Origin of the sequence: Rhodococcus (subgen. Prescottella) equi (assembly GCF_003013675.1) — a bacterium.
GTDB classification, from domain to species: Bacteria; Actinomycetota; Actinomycetes; order Mycobacteriales; family Mycobacteriaceae; genus Prescottella; species Prescottella equi.
Map to the genome: position 1 here is coordinate 1,787,773 of NZ_CP027793.1, position 25,646 is coordinate 1,813,418.

Sequence of the window (25,646 nt, forward strand, 5' to 3'; positions counted from 1 at the left end):
ACTCCTCGCTCGGCTCACAGCCGCGGAACCGGCTGCTCCTCCATTCGACTCCGGTGGTCGCCGTGGGGGCAGGGTCGTTGGTCACCAACCGTGCAATGGCGACCTCTCCGGGTGATCGGCCGACGCGTACGCAAAGACTCCTGTTTGCGCATGCCCGGAGGGTAACGTTCGCATCGAGGACCGGTCCGGATCCGCGCGCGTGGAGGTAACCATCGATGAATTTGGCGTTGACCCCGCAAGAACGTGTTTTTCGGGACGAGATGCGCACGTTCTTCCGGACGGAGATTCCGTCCGAGATCCGGGAGCGGGTGGCCTCCGGCGGCTCGGTGAGCCGGGACGATCTCGTCGCGACGCAACGCATCCTCAACGCGGCGGGTCTCGCCGTACCGCACTGGCCGGTGCAGTGGGGCGGACGGGACTGGACGGCGATTCAGCGGCACATCTGGCTCGACGAGATGCAGCTCGCCGCCGTCCCGGAACCGCTCGCGTTCAACGCGAACATGGTGGGGCCGGTGATCGCGGCGTTCGGATCCGAGGAGCAGAAGGAGCGCTTCCTCCCGGCCACCGCGAACCTGGACATCTGGTGGTGCCAGGGCTTCTCGGAGCCCGGCTCGGGCTCGGATCTCGCGTCACTGCAGACTCGTGCGGTGCGTGACGGCGACGACTACATCGTCAGCGGACAGAAGACGTGGACCACACTCGCGCAGTACGCCGACTGGATCTTCTGTCTGGTACGGACCGACCCGAATGCACCGAAGAAGCAGGCGGGCATCTCGTTCCTGCTGATCGATCTCGCGTCGCCGGGCGTCACGGTCCGGCCCATCAAGCTCATCGACGGCAGCTACGAGGTCAACGAGGTGTTCTTCGACGACGTCCGCGTCCCCGCCGCGAATCTGGTGGGAGAGGAGAACGCGGGCTGGAGCTACGCCAAGTTCCTGCTCGGCAACGAGCGGACGGGCGTCACCGGCGTGGGCCGCACCAAGGTTCGGCTCGCCCGGGCGAAGGAGCGCGCCGCGCAGACTCCGCTCGGTTCGGGGTCACTGCTCGACGACCCGCTGTTCGCTGCGCGGGTGGCCGAGCTGGAGAACGAACTGCTCGCGCTCGAGCTGACCCAGCTCCGGGTGGTGGCCGCGTCCGCGAACGGCAAACCGGACCCGGCGTCGTCGTTGCTCAAGCTCCGCGGGTCGGAACTGCAGCAGGCCGCGACGGAACTGCTCGTCGACATCGCCGGCCCGGACTCGCTGCCGTTCGATGCGGGGGAGGAGATCGACTCCCCGGTGTGGGCTCAGCGCGCGGCGCCTACCTATCTCAACTACCGCAAGGTGTCCATCTACAGCGGGTCGAGCGAAGTGCAGCGCAGCATCATCGCATCGTCGATCCTCGGATTGTGAGGCGGCGACATGGATTTCGATCTGAACGACGAGCAGAAGCTACTGCGTGACACGACGCGGGAACTGCTGGACCGCAGCTACGACCTCGAGCAGCTCACCGCGGCTCAGGAGACGCCCCGCGGCTGGCGGGACGACGTGTGGCGTCGGCTGGCCGAGACCGGTCTCCTCGGACTGGGATTCGACGAGGACGACGGCGGTTCGGGCGCCGGTCCGGTGGAGGTCGGGATCGTCATGACCGAACTCGGGCGGCGGCTCGCGCCCGAACCGGTCCTCGACGCCGTGCTGCTGCCGGGCAGTCTGATCGCCGACGTCGGCAGCGAGGCCCAGCGCCGCAAGATCCTTCCCGATGCGGTGGGTGGCGCGATCCTGCTCGCGTTCGCCCACGCCGAACCCGGGCAACGGGTGCCGACCACGGCTGTGCGCACCACCGCTGTGCGGCAGGGCGATTCGTGGACGGTCAGCGGAACCAAGAACCCCGTTCCGCACGGCGACTGTGCGGACACCGTGGTGGTGTCGGCAGAGCTTCCCGACGGCGGAATCGGTCTGTTCCTCGTCGACGCCGGCACCCCGGGCGTGTCCCGGAAGCCGTACGCGACCCACGACGGGCGCCGCGGTGCACAGATCGAACTGCACGACGCGCCGGCGGAACCGTTGGGAAGCGGTGACGATGCGGTGGCCGCGATCGGTGCGGCGCAGGTGCGCGCGCAGGTGGCGTTGTGTGCGGAGGCCGTGGGTGCGATGGAGGAGGCGCTACGCCTGACCACCGAATACTTGAGAACCAGAAAGCAATTCGGTGTTCCGCTGGCCAGCTTCCAGACACTCACGCAGCGCGCCGCCGACATGTACGTCTCACTCGAACTGGCGCGCAGCATGAGTCAGTACGCCACGATGTCTCTCGCCGACGGTGTGGTCGATCCCATGGTGGCGTCCCGCGCGAAGTTGCGGGTCGGCCGATCCGCCCGTCACATCGGGCAGGAAGCGATCCAGATGCACGGCGGCATCGGCATGACGGCGGAGTACTCGGTGGGGCACTACGTGTCGAGGTTGACTGCGATCGAGCACACTCTCGGTTCCGTCGACGACCACCTCCGGGTGCTCGCGGCCGACGTCGCGGGCCACGACATGGTGAACGTCACCGACTGACGGACATGCAAGCGGACGAAACCACTGGGTGATCGGATCGAAGGGAGTCACCGATGGCGGACGGGCTCGAGTTCGCGGTCCTGGGTCCCGTCACGGTGCGTCGCGATGGCAATCCGATCGCGCTCGACACCCAGCAGCGTGCATTGCTCGCCGCGCTTCTCGTCGCCTTCCCGCACTCGGTCGACATCGAACGGCTGCGTGCGCAGGTGCGGTACACCGGGGCAGCGGCGGCCGGCGACGGGCAGGTCGAGGGAGGCCCCGATCCGCTCGTCGGGTTGTTGGAGGGGTTGCAGCAGCGACTCGAGGCCGGTGCTGCGGAGGGGGAGCGGGTCCTGGTCCGCGACGGGACACGGGTGCAGTTGCTCGTCGACCCGGATGCGTTGGATTCTCGGCGTTTCGTCGCCGAGGTGCGCCGCGGGGACGCGATGGTGTCGGCCGCGCCGGACGCCGCCGCCGACGCCTACCGCGAGGGGCTGCGGCTGTGGCGGGGCATCGCCTATGCGGGGATCCCGCCGACGGCCTTCTCCGAAACGGTGTTCATCGAAACCGAAGTGTTCCGGCTGACCACCCTCAGATTCGGGGCGCGCATGTCCCTGGCCACGGCGCAACTCGACGGCGGGGCGCCGGCCGCGGCCGCTGTGGAGGCCGAAGCGCTCGTCGCGGACCACCCGCTCGACGAGCGCGCGTGGGAAGTGCTGGTGCTCGGTCTGGCCCGGTCGGGACAGCACGCGCACGCACTGGCTGCGCTCCGCAGGTGCCGCGCGATCATCGACGACCGGCTGGGCTGCGAGATCGGTCCCGCCCTCCGGCGCATCGAGACCGCGATCCTCGCGAACGACGCCGTGTACCTCGAATCCGCCCGGGTGTCCGAGCCGCGGAAGTCTCGCGGATCGAACCTGATGGCGCCGCGGACCCGCCTCATCGACCGTGAGCGGGAAGTGTCCGAGCTGATGGAACTTCTCGAGACGGGGCGGCTGGTCACGCTCGTCGGGCCGGGCGGTGTCGGTCGGACACGGCTCGCGGTCGAGGCCTGCCGTCGACGGGACGACCCCGACGGACCGTGGGTGGTGGATCTGTCGAAAGTCAGTGACGGCGCGCTCATTCCGTCGACGATCGCGACGATGCTGGCGCTCCCCGGCGTCGGGTCGGCCACTCATCTCGCGGATGTGTTGGCCGCGCGGGCGTGTGTCCTGGTTCTCGACAACTGCGAGCACGTCGCCGGGTACGCGGCCGACGTGGCCCGCGCCATCGTCGCCGAGTGCCCGGACGTGCGGATCATCGTCACCGGTGCGGACCCGCTCGGTGTCGAGGGCGAGGCGGTCCTGGTGGTGACGGCCCTGCCGGTGGACGGTGCGTCGGTCGAGTTGTTCTCCGAACGCGCCGCGGGAGTGACCGCGTCGTGGAAGTTGGATTCGCACAACTCCGACGCGGTTCGGACGATCTGCCGCGCGGTGGAGGGGTTGCCTCTCGCGATCGAGATCGCGGCGGCGCAGCTGCGGTGGCTCACCGAGCGACAGATCGTCGAGCGCCTCGCCACGCACTTCACGCTGCTGCACGGCACGCCGAACCCCGCCATCGGCCCGCGTGGGCGGCTGTGGGACACGATCGACTGGGCCAACCGTCTGCTGTCGGACGGTGAGGCGCGTCTGCTGCGTCGCATCTCGGTGTTCGCCGGCTCCTTCGACGCGGAGGGCGCGGCCGCGGTGTGTGTGCTGGGGGCAGTGGACCAGGTGTCGATGGTGCTGACGGGGCTCGTCCGGCGGGGGCTGCTCCGAGTCGTTCCCGGATCGGCGCCCACCCGGTACCGCATGCTCGCGACGGTGCGTCGCTTCGCGCGGGAACAGGCCGACGACGCGGAGTCGATCGGTATCCGGGCGGCGCACCGCGCCTACGTCCTGGGCCGGGTGGAGGCGATCTCGCCGTTGCTGCGCAGCGCCCGCGCCGGCCAGGCGGTGGACATCCTCGCGGTCGACCAGGCGGAGCACCGCGCGGCGCTGGAGTCGGCGTTCGCCGTGGACGATGCCCATTACGCCCTCGAGTTGGCGGGCCGTCTGGCCTGGTTCTGGTACCGGATCGGCAATATCGGCGAGGGCTTGCAGTTCCTGCGGAGAGCGCTGGATCTCGTCGCCGGGGATTGGCGGCCGCCGGAGCCGAGGGTGATGGCCCGGGCGCTCGACGGTTTGGCCTCGCTGACGTATCTGACGGGTGATGCGTCGACAGCGGAGGACTCGGTGCGGCGTGGTGCCCAGTTGTGGTCGTCGATCGGGGAGATGGGGGAGGTGGCGCGCGACGAGGCGTGGCGAGCTCATTTCGTGGCGATTCAGGGTCGGCCCGAGGTGGCGGTCGAGATCTGTCGCCATGCGGTGAAGCTCGCGGTCGAACATGACGCCTTGTGGGCGGAGGCCGAGGCCCGGATGTTGCTCGGCATGCAGCTGCGGTCGCTGGGGGAGGTCGAGGACGCGCGGGAGGAGTTGCGGGCGGCGATTCGGATCGGGGAGCGGTGTGGCCACCGGTGGGCGGTGACGTCGTCGACCTGGGCGTTGATGAAGGCGGACGCGGATGCGGGCGACGTCGAGGGCGCCCTCGCGACGATGCGGGTGATGCGTGCCGATCTGGAGGAGGAAGGCGACGTCACGTCGTGGCTGGTGATGATCCACTCGACCGCGGCGGTGTTGGCGGCGGCCGGTCGTCCCGCCGATGGTGCGGTGCTGATGGGCGCCGTCGACGCTCTCGGCGCGCATGCGGGGTTCCTGCCGGCCTGGATCGATGCGATCGACGGCCCGATCGAGGCGGCCGTGGTGCACGATGCGCTCGACGACAAGGAATACGAGCAGTACGCGGCGATGGGTGCCCACTTGACCCGCGAGGAAGTCAACCGGCTGTTGGGAGAACTCGTCGAGGGTCCGGTCACCGAATCGCATTGACAGAATTCCCCTTTCGAGACGGTGAAGACCCGAGCCTGGGCGCCGCCGGGCAGGCCGCTCGGGGTCCGGCGCGGCCGTTGGCGGGGATGGGTTTCTTGTGGGGGTCGACGGTGCTGGGTGGGGTGAACCACGGCTTTCTGTCGACGCCGATTTTCACGTCCCAGTGACTGTGGTGCAGCAAGGTGTGGTGGTAGCGGCAGAGTAGGACGAGGTTGTCGAGGTCGGTGGGTCCACCGTCTGCCCAATGCTTGATGTGGTGGCCTTCGCAGTGGGCGGGTGGTGTGCCGCAGCCGGGGAAGGCGCAGCCGTGGTCGCGGGCGATCAACGCGCGGCGCTGTTTCTTCGACACGGTTCTGCTGGTGCGGTCGAGGTTGAGCGGGACACCGTCGTCCATGACGATGGGGGTGAGGTGGCAGTCGCAGGCAAGCCGTCGTGCGGTCGCGATCGAAAGTGGCCCCATATGCGGCATGCGCGCAACATCTCTGTCGCCGAACAGATCCGGATCACTGTCGGCGCCCGTCCGCTGGTGATCCGCGTCGGCACGCGCGAGATCGCTGGCGTTCACATGCAGCGACAGGTGCGACCGCTCCCCGCCCTCGATCGGCGCGTCGCCGGAGTCGAGGTAGCGGCGCAGGATCTCCGCGAACGCGTCCGCCCGCTGCCGTGCGGGGGTGCGTTTCTCGGCGGGGTCGTCGAGGAGATTCCGTGGTTTGGTCAGCGCGGACAGTGCGGTCAGGAGCATTTCGCCGGTGACGGCGTCGAGGTCACCCTTGACCGAGACCCGTCCGTTCAGGGTTTTCGAGGCGTGGAACTCGTTGCGTTCGGTGTCTTCGCTGGGTGGGAGTTCGTCGGATTCGAAGATCCGCTCGAGCCGGGAGATGCAGGTGCGGACCGTCATGGTGGTGGCGGTGGGTCCGGACGCGGCGTCCAGCAACACCTTCCGGCACGAACCAAGCGCTTCGTTCGGCATGCCGCGCGGCGGGGTTTCGCAGAACTTCCCGATCAACGCCGCATGCTCGGCCGAAATATCGCCGGCATTGAAGGCGTCAGCGATCTCGGGCTGCCGGCTGAGCATCCTGCCCAATGCGAGGATCCGTGCAGCGGCCGGTACTTCCAGCAACGTGTTCGCGGCCAGCCACTGCTTGACACTGCGAAATCCGAGGGGGTCGAACGAGACTGCGCGCTCATCGATTTCGGCGACCGCGACGGCCCTGAGGGCCTCCAGCCGGTCGATCTCGCGAGACATCTCGATAACCGACCGCACGAGCTCGGGTTCGACGAGTCGACGCACCTCGGCAGGCTGCAGCGCGGTGGCCGCGATGCCCGATTTGTTGAGTCCCCCCGGATTCATGACACGAGCTTAGGTCGAACGTATGTTCGAGTCAATGGCAGATCGCTCGCTCGATCGCTGGTTGTGGCCGAAACGACTCGAGTAGGCGTGCTGGACGGCTAGTGTGCGAGCCATGCGCAGATCGACGATCTTGGCGGCAGTGGGGGCGTTTTCGACTTTGGTGGCGGTGTGGGCGGGCGTGGTCGCGGTTCCCGCGACTGCAGGTGCCGCTCCGGCGCCACCGGGCGTCGACGACTTTTACCGTGCGCCTGACGGATTCGAGTCGACGTCTCCCGGTACCATCTTGCGCGAGCGTCCCATGCAGCTGGCGTCGTACTCCGCGCTGCCGTTCAATGCGCAGGCGTGGCAACTTCTCTATCGCACAACGGATCTCGCAGGAGGTCCGATGAGCGCCGTGACCACCGTGATACTGCCTGCCGGCCCGCCCCCTCCCGGTGGGCGCCCGCTGCTGTCGTACCAGATGGCAACGGACAGCATCGATCCCGCCTGCGCACCATCGGTCGCCATGCAGCCCGGATCCGGCGTCGAGTCGTTCACCACGCAGGGACAGATGACCTTCGTCGGTCAGGCTCTCCAACGCGGCTGGGCTGTATCGGTTCCCGATCACGAAGGTCCCGCGCCGCGTGTGGGCACTCCACGAGAGCCCGGTTATGTAGCGCTCGACGGCATCCGGGCTGCGGAGCAGTTCGCTCCCCTGGGCCTGTCCGGGGTGCAGACCCCGGTCGGACTATGGGGCTATTCGGGCGGCGGTCTCGCGTCCGCGTGGGCCGCGCAGGTGCAGCCCACGTACGCGCCGGAGCTGAACGTACGAGGATTCGCGTTGGGCTCTCCGTCTCCGGACCCAGGGGCGGTCGTCCACCGCCTCAATGGGACGGCCTGGTCTGGACTGCAGACCATGGTTCTCGCGTCGGCGCGGAAGATATTCCCCGACGCGGCACGCGAGATCGATGCACGCCTCACTCCGGAGGGTCGCGCGGCGTTGGCCGCGCCGTCCGATCAATGTCTGACGACCACGATCGTCAGCAACCTCTTCCGCGACAACACCGGATTCTGGACGGTCCCGTTGACGGAACTGTTCCAGGTGCCGGCCGTTGCCTCCGCCATCGAACAGACGAAACTCGGCGGAACCGCACCCGCGGCTCCGGTCTATCTGTACAGCGGCGTGAACGACGAGATCGTCCCGATCGCCACCGTCGATCGCTTGGCCGAGACCTACTGCGCGGGCGGTACGCCGCTCACCTACCGCCGCGACGACATCAGTCTGCACGCGACACTGATCGTGACCGGAGCGGCAGACGCCCTGAACTGGTTGGGGGACAGGATCGCCGGCCAGCCGAGCGCACCGGGTTGCGACACGCAAACCCTGACCTCGACCCTGCAGGCACCCGGAGCCGTCGAAACCTTCGTATCGACCAACATCGGCACGGGCGAGATCTTGTTGGGCAGACCGATCGGTCCCCGCTAGATGCGCGAGCGGCCCGACCGTGCGAAGCCGGAGTGAGAACGGAAGGGAAAATCCACTTCCTTCCACTATCAACTTATAACGCACCGGGGGGCTTGCGGCAAGGCCCCCGGTGTGCCGCAGAATCGCTGCTCTGAGCCGGAATTCTCAGGTCGAGAAGCATGCCGGCTGTGTCGGCGTGACTACGCGTGACGTCCGGCACGGGGAAGCGAGGGCACGTGTCAACAGGGGACTACGAAGAAGAATTGCGGGACGAGCGGACATACGTGGCGGGGCTCTATGCGCGACTCGACGCCGAGCGCGCGCGGGCGAAGCGCCGGTACAGCGCGACGTTGCGAAGCCCGATCGACGCCGAGAACGGCGGCACGCTGGTGGAGCGGGACGCCGGAGTGCGGGCGCTGGCCCGGGAGATCACCCGGCTGGACGTGGCGGATCACGGTCTGTGCTTCGGCCGGCTGGACAGCGTCGCCGGGGAACCGTCCTACATCGGCCGTATCGGACTGTTCGACGAGGCGAACGAGTTCGAGCCGCTGCTGCTCGATTGGCGGGCCCCGGCAGCCCGCGCGTTCTACGTCGCTACTGCCGCGCACCCCGAGGGTATGCGTCGACGCCGTCAGTTCCACACGCGTGGGAGGGATGTCGTGGATTTCACCGACGAGATCCTCGCCCGCTCGGACCCGGACGGACACGACGACGCGGTGGACCGGGTGGACGCGGCTCTGCTGGCGGCGGTCAACGCGCCGCGGGCCGACGGCATGCGCGACATCGTGGCGACGATCCAGGCCGAACAGGATCGGATCATCCGCCTCGACCACGACGGGGTCCTGGTGATCGAGGGCGGTCCGGGTACCGGGAAGACCGTGGTGGCGCTGCACCGCGTCGCCTACCTGCTCTACACCCAGCGCGATCGGGTCGAGCACCACGGCGTGCTCGTCGTGGGGCCGAACCCGGCGTTCCTCGACCACATCGATCGCGTACTGCCGTCGCTGGGGGAGTCGAACGTGGTGTTCACGACCATCGGCGATCTGGTGCCGGACGTGACCACGACCCGCGAGGACCTGCCCGACGTCGCGCGCTGCAAAGGATCGGCGAAGATTCTGGACGTGCTGGCGGCTGCGGTCGCCGACCGGCAGCGGCTGCCGCAGAACCCACTGTCCGTCGAGTTGGCCGACGTCACCGTGCGAATCGATGCGGAGACCGCACAGTGGGGGCGGGAAGAGGCGCGGGCGAGCGGACTTCCGCACAACGAGGCCCGTGAAGTGTTCCGCGACATCGTCACGTACGTGCTCACCGAACGGGCAATCGGACGCATCGGTCGAGGTTGGCTCACCCGCTCGGATCGCGACGCGTGGGAGCGGCTGCGCCGCGACCTCCTCGCCGAACTCGCCGACAACGACGGATTCACGGCGGCGCTGGACGAGCTGTGGCCGACGCTGGATCCGGAAACCTTTCTCGCGCAGTTGTACACGTCACCTGAGCGGCTGCGTGCGGCGGGCGCGGACCCCGCGTTGTGGCGGGCCGACGGGAATGCCTGGACGGTGTCGGACGTTCCGCTGCTCGACGAGTTGGCAGACCTTCTCGGCGCCGATCCCGCTGTCGAACGCGCTGCCGAACGGAAGCGGAAGGCGCAGGCGCAGGCCGAAGCGGCGTACGCGGCCGGAGTGCTCGACCTCATGGTCGGCCGCGCGGATCACATGGACGACGACGACCACCTGTTCGCCACCGATCTGCTGTACGCCGAGGATCTGGCGGAGCGCTTCGTCGAACACGACACCCGCGAACTCGCCGAACGCGCTGCGGCGGACAGGAACTGGACGTATCGGCACGTCGTCGTCGACGAGGCGCAGGAGTTGTCCGAGATGGATTGGCGGGTGCTGATGCGCCGCTGCCCGAGTCGGTCCTTCACAGTGGTCGGCGATCTCGCGCAACGTCGGTCGGCAGCGGGAGCGACGTCGTGGGACGCGATGCTCGCGCCGTACGTGCCGGGTCGCTGGGTCTACCGGGCGCTGTCGGTGAACTACCGGACACCGGCCGAGATCATGTCGGTCGCCGCGGCCGTGCTGGCCGAATTCGCTCCCGATGTCTTACCGCCGGAGTCCGTTCGAGCCAGTGGCGTCCAGCCCTGGTCCAGGCAGGTCACCGACACCGAACTGGCAGCCGCCGTGGACGAATTCGTACGAGACGAAGCGGGGAGGGAGGGGACCAGCGTCGTGATCGGGCCACCTGACGTTCCGGGAGCAGTGGCGGCGTCGGAGACGAAGGGACTCGAGTTCGACGCCGTGCTGGTCGTGGATCCGGATCGGATCCTCGCGGACGGGCCCCGCGGCGCCGCCGAACTCTACGTCGCGCTCACCCGGGCCACGCAACGCCTCGGCGTCCTGCACCGCGGACCGCTGCCGGGCGCGCTGCGCCGGCTCGCCGGGCCGGCGGGGCGGTAGCTCCTCAGGCCGGGCGCACCCATTCGAAGGCGTGTGCCTCCGAGCGGGTGCCCTCGGCCGTCCGGGAGCGATTGGGCTCGCCCAGTTCGGCCAGCATCGGCGCCGCGGTGTCGACCAGGCCGGTCAGTGTCCTCGGGCTGAGCCAGTCCGGTCGGGTCGCGAACGCGATGTCCTCTGTGGACGTGTTGCCGCTGGCGCCGGGCGCGAACGGGCAGCCGCCGAGCCCACCGAGTGAGCCGTCGACCACGTTCGCCCCGGCGCCGATCGCGGCCAGGGTGTTCGCGACGCCGAGCCCCCACGTGTCGTGTCCGTGGAAAACGATGCGGCGCTGCGGCGATTCGGTCTTCACCCGGGCGACCAGTGCGGCCACCTGTGCGGGCACCGCCTGGCCGAGGGTGTCGGCGAGGACGATGTCGTCGGCCCCGTCGCCGCGCGGATCGTTTGCGATCGCCAGCACTCGGTCGGCCGGGACGTCACCCTCGAACGGACACGTGAACGACGTCGCGATACACAGTTGGATCCGCCCGCCCACCGCGCGGGTCAACTCGACGGCCGCGGGCATCGCGGCGAGGCTGTCGTCGGTGGACCGTCCGATGTTGGCACGGTTGTGGGATTCCGACGCCGAGAAGCAGTACTGGAAGTTGCGTGCTCCGGCGGCCGCGGCCTTCTCGACGTGGCGCGGCGTGGCGACCCACACCCAGCACCGCTCCAACTCCTCGGGTGTCAGCTCTCCGATCACCTCGAGAGTGTTCGCCATCGGCGGCACCAGATCGGGCCGCGCCATCGACCCGACCTCGAGTTCGGGAACGCCGAGGGACAGCAGGCTCCGCGCGATTTCGAGCTTGCGGTCGGTCGGGAGTACCTTGCCGGTCAGCTGCAGGCCGTCACGCAGGGTGACGTCGCGCAGAATCGACCGGGGCGCATACGAATAGTTCATCAGCACTCCGTCTCGGTGACGATGCGTTCGATCTCGACGTCGGAAAGCCCCAGCACAGCCGCGAGTACGTCGCGGGTGTGTGCGCCGAGATCCGGGCCGACGTGGTCGATGGGCAGCGACTTGTCGCCGATCACCGGCACGATGCCCGGGAATCCCACCGGCTTGGCGGAGTCCTCGCCCGTGTCCACCCAGAACGTCTGGATCATGTTGCGCGCGTTGTACTGTTCGTCCTCGACGATGTCGGCGGCGGTGTAGATCGGCCCGGAAGGGACGTTCGCGTCGTCGAGGATGCGCAGTGCCTCGTCGCGGGTGTGACGCGACGTCCACGCGCCGATGGCGGCGTCGAGTTCGTCGCGCCGCGCCCATCGGCCCGCATTGGTCTGCAGTTCCGCGTCCGCCGCCAGGTCGGGTCGCTCGATGGTCTCCATGTAGCGCTGGAAGATCGCATCGCCGTTGCCGGAGATGATGATGCTGGTGCCGTCGTTGCACGGATACGCGTTGGACGGTGCGATGCCCTCCATCCGGCCGCCGACCCGTTCGCGTTTGACGCCGTACGCGAGATAGTCGGGAACGAGGGACTCCATCATCGACATGATCGACTCGTTGAGTGCCACGTCGATCGTCCGCTGCGACAGCGCGAGCCGCTCCCCGACGCGTGACTGCCTCTGGAACAGGGCCATCACCGAGCCGAACGCGGCATACAGGCCGGCGATGGAATCGCCGATCGAGACGCCCACGCGCACCGGCGGGCGGTCGGGATCACCGACCAGTTCCCGGAAGCCGCCGAGAGCCTCGGCGACGGCCGCGAATCCGGGCCGTTCGGCGAGCGGTCCGGTCTGCCCGAACGCGGAGATCCGGGTGATGACCAGATCGGGGTTCACCTCGTTCAACTGCTCGGGGCCGATACCCCACTTCTCGAGGGTGCCGGGCCGGAAGTTCTCGAGCAGTACGTCGCACTTCGCGGCGAGGTCGAGGACGAGGCGACGGCCCTCGTCGGACCGCAGGTCGAGCACGATCGACTTCTTGTTCCGGTTGATCGTGCGGTACAGCATCGACGTCGTGCCCGAATAGAGACGCCAGTTCCGCAGTTCGTCGCCGGTGCGCGGGCGCTCCACCTTGATCACTTCGGCGCCGAAATCGGCGAGCAGCCGGCCGGCCGTGGGTGCGGCGATGTAGTTGCCCAGCTCGAGCACACGGATTCCGTCGAGGGGCCGCGTCGGGTTGTCCTGCGTCATGAGTCGATTCAAGCAGTTGCCGCGGCGGCCGCGGTTTTCCCGTCCATCGGGAAGTGACATGCACATGTCGTCGCGCCTACGGTGTGCTGACTGAGACGTAGGCCACACCGCTCGTGTGGTCTCCCGACAAACGGTTGGAGTGGATGGTGGGTCTGAGTTCGGATCGGATCGTGGTGGTCACGGGCGCGAGCCGGGGCGCGGGTAAGGGCATCGCGCTGGCGCTGGCCGAGAGTGGCGCCAAGGTGTACGTCACGGGGCGGACGCAGACCGAGGGCGACGCCCCGCTGCCCGGCACGGTGTTCGCGACGGCCGAGGAGATCACCCGGCGCGGAGGCGAGGGTGTGCCGGTGGTTCTCGACCACAGCGACGACGCGCAGGTCGCGGCCTTCTTCGAGCGACTGAAGGAGGAACACGGCCGCCTGGACATCCTCGTCAACAACGCACTGGCGGTGCCGGACGAGCTGACCAAGAAGGGACCCTTCTGGGAGAAGTCGCTGGCGCTGCTCGACGTGCTGGACGTCGGCATGCGGTCGAGCTACGTCTCGAGCTACTACGCTGCGCCGCTGCTCGCCGCCAACGGCGAGGGGCTCGTCGTCAACACGTCGTCGTTCGGCGGCACCTGCTACATGCACGGTCCCGCGTACGGTGCCGGCAAGGCCGCGGTCGACAAGATGGCCCACGACATGGCGGTCGACTTCCGACCGTTCAACGTCGCGGTCGTCTCGCTGTGGATGGGTCTGCTCATGACCGAGCGCACCAAGGCCGGATTCGATGCGAACCCGGGTGCGTACGACGGGCTCGCCGCGACGGCGGAGTCGGCGGAGTTCCCCGGCCGGGTCATCGACGCCCTCGCCCGCGACCCCCAACTGATGAAACGCAGCGGTCAGGTGCTCGTCGGAGCAGAGGTCGCGGAGGAACTCGGTGTGAAGGACCTCGAAGGCAAGCAGCCGCCGTCGCACCGTCAGTTCCTCGGCAATCCGCCGGCGTTCTCCGACGCCGTCATCGACTGACAGCCGAATCGGCGGACACCGATCTGCAGCGGACTCGTATCGGATCGGTATCGGCGAGTCGTCCTCGTCGTGTCGCTCCGGGGGAGGGCGCCCGGCGGGGATACCGTTCGCGTCTTACGTGAAGTGCTGGACGTGAAGTGCCGCGTAGCCGCCGTTGCCCGAACACCTGAGCCGAAATCACGCGACAGGAACGTGTGAGGGAGTTGTCATGGAGTCCGCTGCAGTCAAGTTCGTTCTCGTGAGTCTGTTCCTGGCCGGGCTGGTCGCCGCCGGCGTCGGACTGGCCGAGTTGCACGTCTACACCACCGTCGCGGCGCTCATCGTCGCATCGGTGTCGGGGTTGCTGCTCCTGCGCATCCGCGCCGAGTCGCACGGACGCCTCGAGTCGCGCCGATCTCTGGTCGGCTGAGCACACCGAGGCGCGGTTTCTGGAACAGTGGTGGGCGTAAACCTCTCGAGGAGGCCTCATGCCCGCACCCGAATCGTCCGCGGCCGAGCGGCGGGCTCGGATCGACGAGCACGTGCGTTACTCGTGCGAGCGCGCGCGACTCGACGGCCGGCACCCGCAACTGTCCGACGCTGCTGCCGTGCTGATCGCGGCGGCCCGCGTCGACGCGCCCACCCGCGAGATCCTGGGAGCGCGTCGCCGCGCGGGTCGGACCATTCCCTCGATCGGCGGATTCGGCGGACTGCGCCTGCTGTCCGACGAGTACGCCGGCGTCGCCGCCAAGGCCGCATCGCTGCAGCCCGGCCCGGTCCAGCTGGCGTACCGGTACCGGGCCGCCGAACTGGGGAAACGAATCGCGGCCCTTCGATCGGCGGTGACGATGTCCGCCGCGCACTACGGCGGCGGCGTCCGGGCCATCCGCCGCGAGCGCCGGGACGGGGTGCACTTGGATCCCGCGCAGCGTGACGCGTTGTTCGCGGCGCTGCAGCGGACGCCCGCGCCGTTGCCGGTTCACCGGCGGAAGCTGCACGAACTGCGTAACGCCGTGCTCGAGTCGACGGCCGAGCGCGTGACGCGCGTGTCCGCCCTCACCCGGGCCGAGGACGTGGGACGCCGCGCCGCCGAGGCCCTGGAGCGCGCCGTCGAACCCGACGACGACCGGTTCGTCGACCGCTACGACACGCTGCTGTTCCTCGCAGGCACCCTGTACGACCGCATCGAAGGAGCGCCGGTCTGGCACTCCGAGCACTTCGCGATCCAACGCGCGCAGCTGGATCTGGGGGAGGAGCTCACCCAGATCGCCGTCGACACCGTGGCACTGCACGGCATCGTCGGTGAACTCGACGATGCCGTGCTGTCCAGCCCGGAGGCGCGTGAGCACGTCCAGTCCCGCCGGGACGCGCTCACCCCCGTGTGGGATCAGCTCGTCGTGCGGGTCGCGGCCCTCGCGAGGATCGGGGATCTGCTCGACCAGGTCGAATCCCATCTGCGCGCAACGGAATCGATGCGCTGGGCCACCAGCCTCGACAGCCGGATCGACGAGCTCATCGCTCGGTCCGGCGATCGGGAACTGTCCGCCGACAACACCCATCACGTGGGAGACCAGTTCGGTGGGGTCGAAGAGCTGATGGGAACGTATCGCGTGGCGCTGGGCGGCGACATCGCCGAACTCACCGCTCGCGGCGAGTCGTAGCCGTTCGGTCGACCCGAGAACCGAGGGGCGCACGATTCCCGCAGAACGGGAGAAACGACCGGATGCGTCATCCTTCCTAACTTTTGCAAGTTACGATCCGTTCGCGACCTTCACCGGGAGGCGCCGTGAGCGAACGGAGTCGTTGTGAACCCCAGTGGAATCGAGGCGTACCGACTCGGCCGCAGCTTCGACGTCATGCCGATCCCGATGGACCTCGCGCACTGTGTGGACGTGCCCGCGGGACCCCTCATCTTCGTCGTGGAGTCTCGGCATCTGACCGACGAGGCGATCAATTCCAACGCGGTCGAGCGCGGTCGCCCGGACGCGACGTACGACAGCGGCATCGACGACGAAGGTGCGTGCGTTCATGTGTTGAGCGCCGGGGACCGGTCGGAGCACCTGCGGTTCGACTGCTTCGACAACGAACCGCACTACCACTACATCCGGCAGGCCGATCAGCAGAACGTCGTGGTGCGGTTCGATCAGTTCGCGGAGGGCGACGCCAGGGACTGGACCCTCGGCCGCCTGCGATCGAGGCTGCCCCACATGCTCGGCTTCCTCGGCCTGACCGAACTCGCGGACGCGGTACAGGCCACGGACCTCGAACCCGCCGTCGCAGAGGTGGAGCGCCTGCTGTCGCGCTGACGGTGAACGAAGGACGAGCGGTTCGGAGGAGGACCCGCGAGCGCTGCGTGTCGGGGGTGCACAGCGCCCACGAGTCGTCCTCGGATCACCAGCCGCGCTCGGCGAGCCGGTGAGGCTGCGGGATGTCGTCGACGTTGATGCCGACCATGGCCTCGCCGAGACCGCGGGAGACCTTCGCGAGGACGTCGGGGTCGTCGAAGAAGGTGGTGGCCTTGACGATCGCGGCGGCGCGCTCGGCGGGGTTGCCGGACTTGAAGATGCCGGAGCCGACGAACACGCCCTCGGCGCCGAGCTGCATCATCATGGCCGCGTCGGCGGGGGTCGCGATGCCGCCGGCGGTGAACAGGGTGACCGGGAGCTTGCCGGCCTTGGCGACCTCGACGACGAGGTCGTAGGGGGCCTGCAGTTCCTTGGCCGCGACGTACAGCTCGTCCTCGGGCAGCGAGGTCAGGCGGCGGATCTCCTGGCGGATCCTGCGCATGTGGGTGGTGGCGTTGGAGACGTCACCGGTGCCGGCCTCGCCCTTGGAGCGGATCATCGCCGCGCCCTCGTTGATGCGGCGCAGGGCCTCGCCGAGGTTGGTGGCGCCACACACGAACGGGACGGTGAAGGCGAACTTGTCGATGTGGTTGTCGTAGTCGGCGGGGGTGAGGACCTCGGACTCGTCGATGTAGTCGACACCGAGGGACTGCAGGATCTGGGCCTCGACGAAGTGGCCGATGCGGGCCTTGGCCATGACCGGGATGGATACGGCCTCGATGATGCCGTCGATCATGTCCGGATCCGACATGCGCGAGACGCCGCCCTGGGCGCGGATGTCGGCGGGCACCCGCTCGAGCGCCATAACCGCGACAGCGCCGGCGTCCTCGGCGATCTTGGCCTGCTCGGGGGTGACCACGTCCATGATGACGCCGCCCTTGAGCATCTCGGCCATGCCCCGCTTGACGCGCGCCGTGCCGACCTGGGCAGGCGACGCGGTGGGGGAGGTGCCGGCGGATGTGGTGTCGGTGTTGCTCACAGCTGATTCTTCCTTCGCTGTACGGGGTGGTGGATACGCGGTGCTAACGGGCCGGGGCGGCCATGCCGTCGAGGAACACCGTGATGCAGTCGTTCGAGAGCTCGTCGATCGTGTAGGGGTCGTCCGGCTTGCGCCAGTAGACGGTGAACCACACCGAGTCGCGCAGGAAACGATGGAACACCTTGGACGGAACGTCCTTTCGGAGGACGCCCGCGTCCTTGCCGGCCTCGATGGCGTCGAGCCAGATCGTCTGGATCTCGTCCGCGATCGTGCGGGCCTCGGCGAAGTCGCGCATGGCACGCAGATTGGGGAACTCCGCGTGGTAGACCTTGGTCGCGTCCGGGCGCGCGGCGCCCGTCGCGAGCGAGACGTCGACGATCGCCTTCAGTCTGGCTCGGGGTTCGAGCCGGTCGAGCTCCATCGAGCGATAGTTCGCGAGTAGGTCCGAGAGGAACACCGTGACCAGTTCGGTGACGATGGCACCCTTCGACCGGAAGTAGTGGTAGAGCGCCCCCGCGTTGAGGCCGACCTCGTCGCCGATCTCCCGCATCGACGTCCCCGCGATGCCACGCGCCGCGAACAGGGTGGCCGCGGCATCGAGGATCTCGGACTTGCGGTCCTGGGGTTCCGCCACTTCAGTCCCTTCCGATTTGAACACTCATTCAACGACATTAACCGGGCCGGTCGCATCGCGTCAAAGTGGGGTTGCGTCACGTCGGAGTCTTGCGTCGAACATGTTCGGGGCGTGCAGATTCGAGCTGGCTTGCAGAAACGACTCGCCTCCGATCCCGTCTTGACGGCCTGCTTCCATCGACCTATATTCGCCTTGAATGAACGTTCAATACGATTTATTCGGGCATGAGCCGCCCATGCTCTTTCCGCCCGGTTCGTGGCGCGAGGCCGATCGGCGTCCGCACGAACCGCCCATGCGGACCCTTACCGAAATCGACGAGGAGATCGAAATGACCAGGGTTGTCTACGCCCGCAGTGTCCACGACGAGCGCGAGATCGAGGCCTGCCTCGAGGTCTTGCGTGGTGGGCCGTTCGCGTTGAAGATCGGCAAGAACGTCGCCGAGATGGAGCGCAAGGTCGCCGACCTGTACGGCAAGAAGCTGGGCCTGATGTGCAACTCGGGATCATCCGCGCTGTATTTGGCGCTCGAGCTGCTGGATCTGCCCAAGGGCTCCGAGGTGATCACCTCGCCGCTGACGTTCTCGACGGACGTCTCGCCGATCGTGCGGGGCGGCTGGGTGCCGGTGTTCGTCGACGTAGAGCCCGACACCTACAACGTCGACGTCGGCAAGATCGAGGAGCTGATCACCGACAAGACCAAGGCGATCCTGGTGCCGAACCTCGCCGGCAACGCCCCCGACTGGGACGTCATCCGCGAGATCGCCGACAAGCACGACCTGAAGGTCATCGAGGATTCGTGCGACTGCATCGGAACCACCCTGCGCGGCACCAAGACCGGCTCGCGCTCGGACATCACGGTCACCAGTTTCGCGATGTCGCACATCATCACGGCCGCCGGTAACGGCGGCATGGTGTGCCTCGACGACGAGAAGCTGCGCGACAAGGGCCTGATGCTGCGCCGCTGGGGACGCCGGTCCGAGCCGCACCTGTTCGGGTCCGAGCAGGCTCGCACCGGGCGCGTCTTCCGTGAGGACCTCGACGGGGTCGCGTACGACAACGACTTCATCTTCGACGTCCTGCCGTGGAACTTCGAGCCGTCGGAGCTGGGGTCGGCGTTCGGCCTCGTCCAGTTGAGCAAGCTCGAGGTCAACTACAAGCGCCGCCATCAGATCTTCGACGCGTTCAGCGCGGCCTTCGGTGCCTACCCGGATCTGTTCCGCCTGCCCAAGCCGCTGGAGGGCTTCTACACCGCGTGGCTGTGCTACCCGGTGACCATCCGTGAGGACGCCGGCTTCGAGCGGGGGGATCTGCAGGAGTCGCTCGAGGGGGCGGGCATCGATACCCGAACGGTCTGGAGCGGCAACGTCACCCGGCACCCGATGATGCGGGGCGTCGAGTACCGCATCCCCGAGGGCGGGCTGCCCTTCGCGGACGAGGTGTTCGAGCGCGGCATGTCGCTCGGCATGAGCCACGGCATGAGCGACGAGGAACTCGACCACGTCGTCGCCAGCATCCACGCGTTCGCCTCCAAGTTCGCGGCTGCGAAGCAGTAGCACCCCGTCTCTGTGCGAGCCCCCGGCCTCCCGGCCGGGGGCTCGTGGCGTTTCCGGTCAACACCGCGATCGGATCGTGGAACGTGGTTCTATCTCAGTTCAAACCTTCGTCTTGACATGGACATGATCCGCGCTACTCTCGATGCAAGCGCATAGAACACGGTTTCAATCAAGCCGTCGATCAGGAGTCTCACAGTGACGAACGAAACCCCGTACATCCTCATCTCTGCCGACAGCCACGCCGGCGCCGATCACGCCACCTACCGCTCGTACCTCGAATCGAAGTGGCACGAGGAGTTCGACGCGTGGCGCGGGAAGTACAAGAACCCCTACCGTGACCTCGTCGACGACGGCCGAACCCGCAACTGGGACAACGAACGTCGCCTGCGCGAGACACAGGGTGACGGCACGGTCGGCGAGGTGCTCTTCCCCAACACGGTGCCTCCGTTCTTCCCGAGTGCCGCCGTCCTGGCCGGTCCGCCGCGGGCCGAAGACTTCGACAAGCGACTCGCGGGCGTGCGGGCGCACAACCGTTGGCTGAAGGACTTCTGCAACGACGCACCCGCCCAGCGCGCCGGCGTCGCGCAGGTATTCCTCAACGACGTCGACGAGGCGATCAAGGACGTCGAGTGGGTCAAGGAGAACGGACTGCGCGGCGGCATCCTGCTCCCGAACCTGGCGCCGGACGTCAAGTGGGTCAAGCCGCTGTACGACCCGGAGTACGACCGGCTGTGGAAGGTCTGCGAGGACCTCGGTGTTCCGGTGAACAGCCATGCCGGCACGGGCCTGCCCGACTACGGCCGCTACAAGACGTCGTCGCTGCTCTACATCAACGAGGTCGGCTTCTACTCGATGCGCCCGCTGGTGCAGATGATCCTCTCGGGTGTCTTCGAACGGTTCCCGAAGCTCAAGTTCGCGGTGTCGGAGCAGGGCTGCGCGTGGGCTCCGGACCTGATGCGCCAGCTCGACACCGTCGATCTGCGCGTCAAGCGCACCGGGCGGATCGGCGAGCTGTTCTACAGCGAGGACGAGCAGTTGCCGTTGCGTCCGAGCGAGTACTTCCGGCGAAACGTGTGGGTCGGTGCCACGATGCCGTCGGCGCAGGACATGGCCACGCGCGACACCCTCGGCGAGGGCAAGTTCATGTGGGGCAGCGACTACCCGCACAACGAGGGCACGTACCCGTTCACGCGCGAGTGCATCCGTCAGGTCATGCACGACGTTGACGAGGCGGAGCTGCGGAAGCTCTTCGCGGCCAACGCGGCCGAACTGTACGACTTCGATCTGGACGCGCTGGCCCCGCTGGCGGCGAAGTACGGCCCCACCCCGTCCGAGGTTGCGCAGCCGCTCACCGAACTGCCCGACGAGCCGAACGATGTTCTCCTGCGCGAGTCGTTCGCCAACCAGCTCGAGGCGGAGCTCGGCGTATGACCGGCCGTCTGGACGGCCGGCGTGCGATCGTCACCGGAGCCAGTCGAGGTATCGGCGCCGGCATCGCGCAACGCCTCGCGGCAGAGGGCGCTGCCGTCGCAATCGTGGCGCGCACGGTCGACGAGCCCGATCGCGGATTCGACGGCACCCTTGCCCGGACGGCCGAAATGATCCGTGCGGCCGGGGGCACCGTGGCGATCGTCCCCGCAGCCCTCGAGGATCCCGACTCCCGGGCGCGGATCGTCCCGGAGTCGGAGAAGGCGCTGGGGGGACCGATCGACATCCTCGTCAACAATGCGGCGGCCGCGATCTTCCAGCCGTTGCGGAGCTACCCGGCCAAGCGTGCGCATCTGACGTTCGAGGTGAACGTGCATGCGCCGCTCGACCTCGCGCAGCGGGTGATCCCGGGCATGCGGGAGCGGGGTGAGGGCTGGATCGTCAACATCACCAGCGGTACCGCACGGATCCGTCCGGTCGAACCACTGCCCGAGGGCGAGACCGATCTGGATGCCGACATCCACGGCACCGCGCTGTACGGAATGAGCAAAGCCGCCCAGGACCGGATGACGGCCGGCCTGGCCGCCGAGCTGAACGGCACCGGCATCCGGGTCAACGCGGTCCGGCCGCGATCGGCGGTCGCCACGGCCGGGGCGATGTCGGTGGCGTCGAACATGGTCGGCACCGAGTGGTTCGTTCCGGAATCCCTCGAGGAGATGGTCGAAGCGGTGACGTGGTTGTGCGACGCCGCACCGCACTACACCGGCAACGTCGAGGCGAGTCTGGACATTCTCGAGCGTGAGAGGCTGACGGTCCGGGACCTTTACGGCAGGCCTATCGCGAAGGAGCAGAACGCATGACGCCCTACGACGGTATCCCCATCGTCGACACGCACATCGGTTTCCGGGAGGCCGGCTACGACGAGTACGCGTTCATCACGCGGCAGACGAAGGACCGCGAGAGCAACGACGAGTTCACCATGCCCGCGCAGTACATGTTCAAGGGTGTGCCGGACCTCGCGACCGACGATCCGATCTCGGTGACGCTGCACGAGATGGACAAGCACGGCATCGAGATCGGCATGGTCAGCATGGCCAAGGAATCCGGGCAGCGCGCCGTCCGCATGTTCCCGGACCGATTCGTGCCGCAGGGTTCGGCGGTCGATCCCAACGACATCATGGGCACATTGGCCCGGATGACCCGTGAGTACGAGGAATTCGGCATCCTCTCGGTGAGTTCGTTCGCCGCGGGCACATTCCCGCAGGTGGCGCTCAACGCGCCGCAGATGTATCCGATCTACGCAAAGTGCGTCGAGCTCGACATCCCGATCTTCGCGTGTGCAGGTATCGCGGGGCCGCGACTGAAGTCGGCGGTCCAGCACGTCGAACTCATCGACGACGTCATGTTCGATTTCCCGGATCTGGTGTTCGTCACGCGGCACGGCTGCGAACCGTGGGAGGATCTGGCCGTCAAACTGATGATCAAATGGCCGAACCTCTACTACTCGACGTCGGCGTTCGCGCCCAAGCACTACCCGAAGGCGATCGTCGACTACGCGAACACGCGCGGCGCCGACAAGATCATCTACGCCGGCTACTTCCCTGCGGGGCTGACCCTGGACCGGATCTTCGGCGACATGCCGAGCGTGCCGTTCAAAGACGAGGTGTGGCCGAAGTTCCTGCACGAGAACGCCCGCAAGGTGCTCAAACTGAAAGGTTGATCGGACATGCCGATCGGTATCGGAGCAGATCACGACGCGCTCGCCGACTCGCTGGCGCGGTTCGCGGCCCGCGAGGCTCCCGTGGAACGGACACGCGGGCAGTTCGACGACCTCGCGCGCGGTGCTCGGCCCGCCTTCTGGGAACAGTTGGTAGGTATGGGTATTCCGTCGCTACACCTCGCCGAGGAGTACGACGGGGCGGGCGCGGGCCTGCTCGAACTCGCAGTGGCACTGGAGCAGTCCGGGTACGGCCTGATCCCCGGACCGTTGCTGCCGACGGTCACCGCGAGCGCCGTCATTCAGTCCCACGGGACCGACGCGGCGCGCAAGGCGTTGCTTCCGCGACTGGCCGGCGGCGCCACCGCCGCGGTGGCGCTGGGGACGGGGACCGTCACCCTCGACGGCGACGGCGACGAAGTGGTCGCCGGCGGCGAGACGGTACCGGTGCTCGGTGCTCCGGGTGCCGAGATCCTCGTGCTGGCGGGGCAGTCCGGTGAGCGTCCGGTGTGGTTCGTCGTGTCGGCGAGTGACGCGGGTGTGGAGGTCCTCGCCGAAGAAGGCGTCGACCTGACCCGCGCCCTCGGCCGGGTGCGCCTGTCCGACACCCGGATCCCGGCCGAGAACGTCCTCGGCGCCGGGGCGGACGAGGTCGCGGCGATCGCCGCGGTGCTGCAGTGCGCCGAGGCCGTCGGCGTCGCCCGGTGGGCGCAGGAGACAAGCTTGGCGTACGCGAAGATCCGCGAGCAGTTCGGGCGCCCCATCGGCTCGTTCCAGGCGATCAAGCACAAGTGTGCGCAGTTGTTCATCCGGCTCGAGGTGATGACCAGTTCGGTGTGGGACGCCGTGTCGGCCGCGGACAGCGGCGACCGGAAGCAGTTGGCACTCGCGGCCGCGCGGACCGCGACGGTGGTGCGCCGCGAGGCCGTCGACGTGGTACTCGAGGCGCTCACGCTGCTCGGTGGCATCGGCAACACCTGGGAGCACGACATCCACCTGTACTGGCGACGTGTCGTGAGCCTGCTCGCGCTCGGTGGTTCGCAGGACGCGTGGGCCCGCCGCGCCGGTGAACTGGCGCTGACCACCGAACGGGAAGCGGTGCTGGGGGTTCCGGACCGGCCGGAGTTCCGGGCGGGTGTCGCGGCGACGATCGCCGAGGCCGCAGCACTCGACCCGGTGGCGGCTCGGGTGCTGCTCGCCGATCGGGGGTTGGTCGCGCCGCACTACCCCGAGCCGTACGGCCTGGGCGCCGATACCGCCGCTCAGCTGATTCTCGCGGAGGAGTTCGACCGCGCCGGAGTTCCCCAACCCAGCACCGTCATCGGTGAGTGGGCGTTGCCGTCGATCTTCGAGTACGGCACCGAGGAACAGATGGAACGACTCGTCGTTCCGACGTTGCGCGGCGAGATCATCTGGTGCCAGCTGTTCTCCGAGCCCGGCGCGGGATCCGATCTGGCGTCGTTGACGACCTCCGCCACCAAGGTCGACGGAGGCTGGCGTATCGACGGCAACAAGGTGTGGAACTCGAAGGCGTACGAGGCGCACTGGGGCATCTGCCTGGCGCGGACCGACCGTGACGCCCCCAAGCATCGGGGCATCAGCTTCTTCCTCGTCGACATGTCGGCGCCGGGCGTGGAAGTCCGGCCGCTGCGGGAGGCGAACGGCGACAGCATGTTCAACGAGGTCGTTCTCGACGGTGTCTTCGTTCCCGACGCCGACCTGGTGGGTGCGCCCGGAGAGGGCTGGAAGGTGGCCCGCACGACGCTGGCGAACGAGCGGGTCGCGATGGGAAACACCCCGGTTGCGAGCGGGTACCGCTTCGATCCGGTCGAGGTGGCGCGGACGCTGGACCCGGACACTCGGCACGACGCGCTGCCTGCGCTCGGTCGGATCACGTCTACCACCGGGGCCCTCGATGCGCTCGCGCATCGCAGCGTCCTCAAGCGGCTGTCGGGTCTGAACCCGGGTGTCGAGGCGAGTGCGCTCAAGGCGGCGTCTGCGCAGCACATCACGGATGCGACGGCGCAGGTGCTCGAATGGTTCGGGCCGGAGGCCGCCCTGGGCGGCCTGGGCCCGGACGTCACCGGTGGCGGGCGCGCGGCCAAGGCCTACCTGGCCACGCCGAAGCTGCTGATCGGTGGCGGCACGCTCGAAATCCAGCTCAACGTCATCTCGGAGCAGATCCTCGGGCTGCCACGGGAACCACGATGACCGGTGGACTCCTGCGTGGTCGTACCGCGATCGTCACCGGAGCCAGCGAGGGTCTCGGCCGTGCCGAGGCCCTCGCCCTCGCGGAAGCGGGTGCCGACCTGGTGATCAACGCTCGTAGCTCCCGGATCGAGGATGTCGCTGCGGAGATCCGCAGCGCCGGCGGGTCCGTCGTGACGTGTGTGGGTGACGTCGGTGAGCAGGCCACCGCGGACCGGCTCGTGGCGCTCACGGTGGAACGTTTCGGCCGCCTCGACATCCTGGTGAACAACGCCGGCATCATTCGGGACCGGATGGTGTTCAACATGTCCGCCGACGAGTGGGACGACGTGCTGCGGGTCAATCTGCGCAGCTCGTTTCTCACGACGCGCGCGGCGACCGACCACTGGCGACGTCGGGCGAAGGACAGTGGGGCGCCGGTCTACGCGCGCATCGTCAACACGTCGTCGGAGGCGTACGCGTCCGGCCCGCCGGGGGCCGCCAACTACGCCGCGTCCAAGGCAGGTGTCGTCGCCCTGACGATGTCCACCGCCCGGGGGTGCGAGGCCTTCGGTGTGCGGGCCAACGCCATCTGTCCCCGGGCACGCACGGCCATGACGAGCGACGTGTTCGGGCCGCGTCCGCAAGGGGGAGACGACCCGCTGTCGGTCGAACACGTTGCGCCGCTCGTCGTCTACCTCGCCTCACCAGCCGCCGAGTCGGTCAACGGTCGAGTGCTGGTCGCGTACGGGGACCGGATCGACGTGATGACGCCGCCCGCCGTCGAGGCGAGCCTGCGCTCGGCGTCGCGGTGGAGCCAGGACGAATTGCGCGACGTGCTGGGCGGGTATCTGACGACCCCGTCGCCGGAGCCGGAGTCGGCGGTGACCGGTTGACGATTAGGCTGCCTTCGTGACCGAATCCGTGGCCGTGC

The 25,646-nt window shown here is 68.2% G+C and carries 20 protein-coding genes; 15 read left to right on the plus strand and 5 right to left on the minus strand.

From position 1 onward, the window contains the following. The first annotated feature begins 215 nt into the window (after positions 1-215). From C7H75_RS08540 to C7H75_RS08550, 3 genes are read left to right on the plus strand one after another with little or no spacing between them, the layout of a single operon-like run. Positions 216-1,391: an acyl-CoA dehydrogenase family protein gene (locus C7H75_RS08540; RefSeq protein WP_064058786.1), complete on the plus strand. Its 1,176-nt coding sequence runs from the start codon at positions 216-218 to the stop codon at positions 1,389-1,391. A 9-nt stretch (positions 1,392-1,400) separates the two neighbouring features. Continuing rightward, on the plus strand, positions 1,401-2,534 hold the full coding sequence (locus C7H75_RS08545; RefSeq protein ID WP_106851216.1) for an acyl-CoA dehydrogenase family protein: 1,134 nt from the start codon (positions 1,401-1,403) through the stop codon (positions 2,532-2,534). A 53-nt stretch (positions 2,535-2,587) separates the two neighbouring features. Beyond that, positions 2,588-5,458, plus strand: a complete 2,871-nt coding sequence (locus tag C7H75_RS08550) for an AfsR/SARP family transcriptional regulator (protein WP_013415457.1) — start codon at positions 2,588-2,590, stop codon at positions 5,456-5,458. Here C7H75_RS08550 and C7H75_RS08555 read toward each other — a convergent pair. Beyond that, positions 5,442-6,809, minus strand: a complete 1,368-nt coding sequence (locus C7H75_RS08555; RefSeq protein ID WP_106851217.1) for an HNH endonuclease signature motif containing protein — start codon at positions 6,807-6,809, stop codon at positions 5,442-5,444. The genes C7H75_RS08550 and C7H75_RS08555 overlap by 17 nt on opposite strands. 112 nt (positions 6,810-6,921) lie before the next feature. On the opposite strand from C7H75_RS08555, the gene C7H75_RS08560 reads away from it, so the two are divergent. Next, positions 6,922-8,274, plus strand: a complete 1,353-nt coding sequence (locus tag C7H75_RS08560) for a lipase family protein (protein WP_106851218.1) — start codon at positions 6,922-6,924, stop codon at positions 8,272-8,274. A 215-nt stretch (positions 8,275-8,489) separates the two neighbouring features. Next, a complete protein-coding gene (gene helR / locus C7H75_RS08565) occupies positions 8,490-10,709 on the plus strand; it encodes an RNA polymerase recycling motor ATPase HelR (protein WP_175280026.1) in 2,220 nt (739 codons plus the stop codon). A gap of 4 nt (positions 10,710-10,713) precedes the next feature. On the opposite strand, the gene C7H75_RS08570 is transcribed toward helR, so the two are convergent. Both C7H75_RS08570 and C7H75_RS08575 read right to left on the minus strand, forming a co-directional pair. Beyond that, entirely contained in the window at positions 10,714-11,646 is a 933-nt protein-coding gene (locus C7H75_RS08570; RefSeq protein WP_013415460.1) for a hydroxymethylglutaryl-CoA lyase, read from the minus strand. Then, positions 11,646-12,881, minus strand: coding sequence for a CaiB/BaiF CoA transferase family protein (locus tag C7H75_RS08575; protein WP_037084438.1), 1,236 nt, complete (start codon positions 12,879-12,881; stop codon positions 11,646-11,648). The genes C7H75_RS08570 and C7H75_RS08575 overlap by 1 nt, the downstream gene beginning before the upstream one ends. A 143-nt stretch (positions 12,882-13,024) precedes the next feature. Here C7H75_RS08575 and C7H75_RS08580 point away from each other — a divergent pair, with 143 nt between their 5' ends. The 4 genes from C7H75_RS08580 to C7H75_RS08595 all read left to right on the plus strand — a co-directional run bounded on the left by C7H75_RS08580 (position 13,025) and on the right by C7H75_RS08595 (position 16,176). Then, on the plus strand, positions 13,025-13,891 hold the full coding sequence (locus C7H75_RS08580; protein WP_022594954.1) for an SDR family NAD(P)-dependent oxidoreductase: 867 nt from the start codon (positions 13,025-13,027) through the stop codon (positions 13,889-13,891). Positions 13,892-14,099: 208 nt separating this feature from the next. After that, on the plus strand, positions 14,100-14,300 hold the full coding sequence (locus tag C7H75_RS08585; protein ID WP_013415462.1) for a hypothetical protein: 201 nt from the start codon (positions 14,100-14,102) through the stop codon (positions 14,298-14,300). Positions 14,301-14,358: 58 nt separating this feature from the next. Continuing rightward, positions 14,359-15,531, plus strand: a complete 1,173-nt coding sequence (locus tag C7H75_RS08590) for a hypothetical protein (RefSeq protein WP_081205482.1) — start codon at positions 14,359-14,361, stop codon at positions 15,529-15,531. A gap of 144 nt (positions 15,532-15,675) precedes the next feature. Next, positions 15,676-16,176: a DUF7700 domain-containing protein gene (locus tag C7H75_RS08595; protein WP_233281881.1), complete on the plus strand. Its 501-nt coding sequence runs from the start codon at positions 15,676-15,678 to the stop codon at positions 16,174-16,176. 85 nt (positions 16,177-16,261) lie between these two features. Here C7H75_RS08595 and pdxS read toward each other — a convergent pair whose 3' ends face one another. Both pdxS and C7H75_RS08605 read right to left on the minus strand, forming a co-directional pair. Further along, the gene (gene pdxS / locus C7H75_RS08600) at positions 16,262-17,194 is read right to left on the minus strand and encodes a pyridoxal 5'-phosphate synthase lyase subunit PdxS (RefSeq protein ID WP_005514334.1); all 933 of its coding nucleotides are present in this window, start codon (positions 17,192-17,194) and stop codon (positions 16,262-16,264) included. 43 nt (positions 17,195-17,237) lie between these two features. Continuing rightward, positions 17,238-17,828: a TetR/AcrR family transcriptional regulator gene (locus C7H75_RS08605; protein ID WP_005514331.1), complete on the minus strand. Its 591-nt coding sequence runs from the start codon at positions 17,826-17,828 to the stop codon at positions 17,238-17,240. Between the two features lie 328 nt (positions 17,829-18,156). On the opposite strand from C7H75_RS08605, the gene C7H75_RS08610 reads away from it, so the two are divergent. The 6 genes from C7H75_RS08610 to C7H75_RS08635 all read left to right on the plus strand — a co-directional run bounded on the left by C7H75_RS08610 (position 18,157) and on the right by C7H75_RS08635 (position 25,608). After that, the gene (locus C7H75_RS08610; RefSeq protein ID WP_013415465.1) at positions 18,157-19,380 is read left to right on the plus strand and encodes a DegT/DnrJ/EryC1/StrS family aminotransferase; all 1,224 of its coding nucleotides are present in this window, start codon (positions 18,157-18,159) and stop codon (positions 19,378-19,380) included. A 195-nt stretch (positions 19,381-19,575) separates the two neighbouring features. Next, complete coding sequence (locus C7H75_RS08615; RefSeq protein ID WP_005514329.1) at positions 19,576-20,811, plus strand: amidohydrolase family protein; 1,236 nt, start codon at positions 19,576-19,578, stop codon at positions 20,809-20,811. After that, positions 20,808-21,668: an SDR family NAD(P)-dependent oxidoreductase gene (locus C7H75_RS08620; protein ID WP_106851220.1), complete on the plus strand. Its 861-nt coding sequence runs from the start codon at positions 20,808-20,810 to the stop codon at positions 21,666-21,668. Before C7H75_RS08615 ends, C7H75_RS08620 begins: the two co-directional genes overlap by 4 nt. Then, positions 21,665-22,528 (plus strand): amidohydrolase family protein, encoded by an 864-nt coding sequence (locus C7H75_RS08625; RefSeq protein ID WP_022594960.1) that lies wholly within the window; start codon positions 21,665-21,667, stop codon positions 22,526-22,528. The genes C7H75_RS08620 and C7H75_RS08625 overlap by 4 nt, the downstream gene beginning before the upstream one ends. 6 nt (positions 22,529-22,534) lie before the next feature. Further along, on the plus strand, positions 22,535-24,736 hold the full coding sequence (locus tag C7H75_RS08630; protein WP_084986260.1) for an acyl-CoA dehydrogenase family protein: 2,202 nt from the start codon (positions 22,535-22,537) through the stop codon (positions 24,734-24,736). Next, the gene (locus tag C7H75_RS08635) at positions 24,733-25,608 is read left to right on the plus strand and encodes an SDR family NAD(P)-dependent oxidoreductase (protein ID WP_106851221.1); all 876 of its coding nucleotides are present in this window, start codon (positions 24,733-24,735) and stop codon (positions 25,606-25,608) included. Before C7H75_RS08630 ends, C7H75_RS08635 begins: the two co-directional genes overlap by 4 nt. The last annotated feature ends 38 nt before the right edge of the window (positions 25,609-25,646 follow it).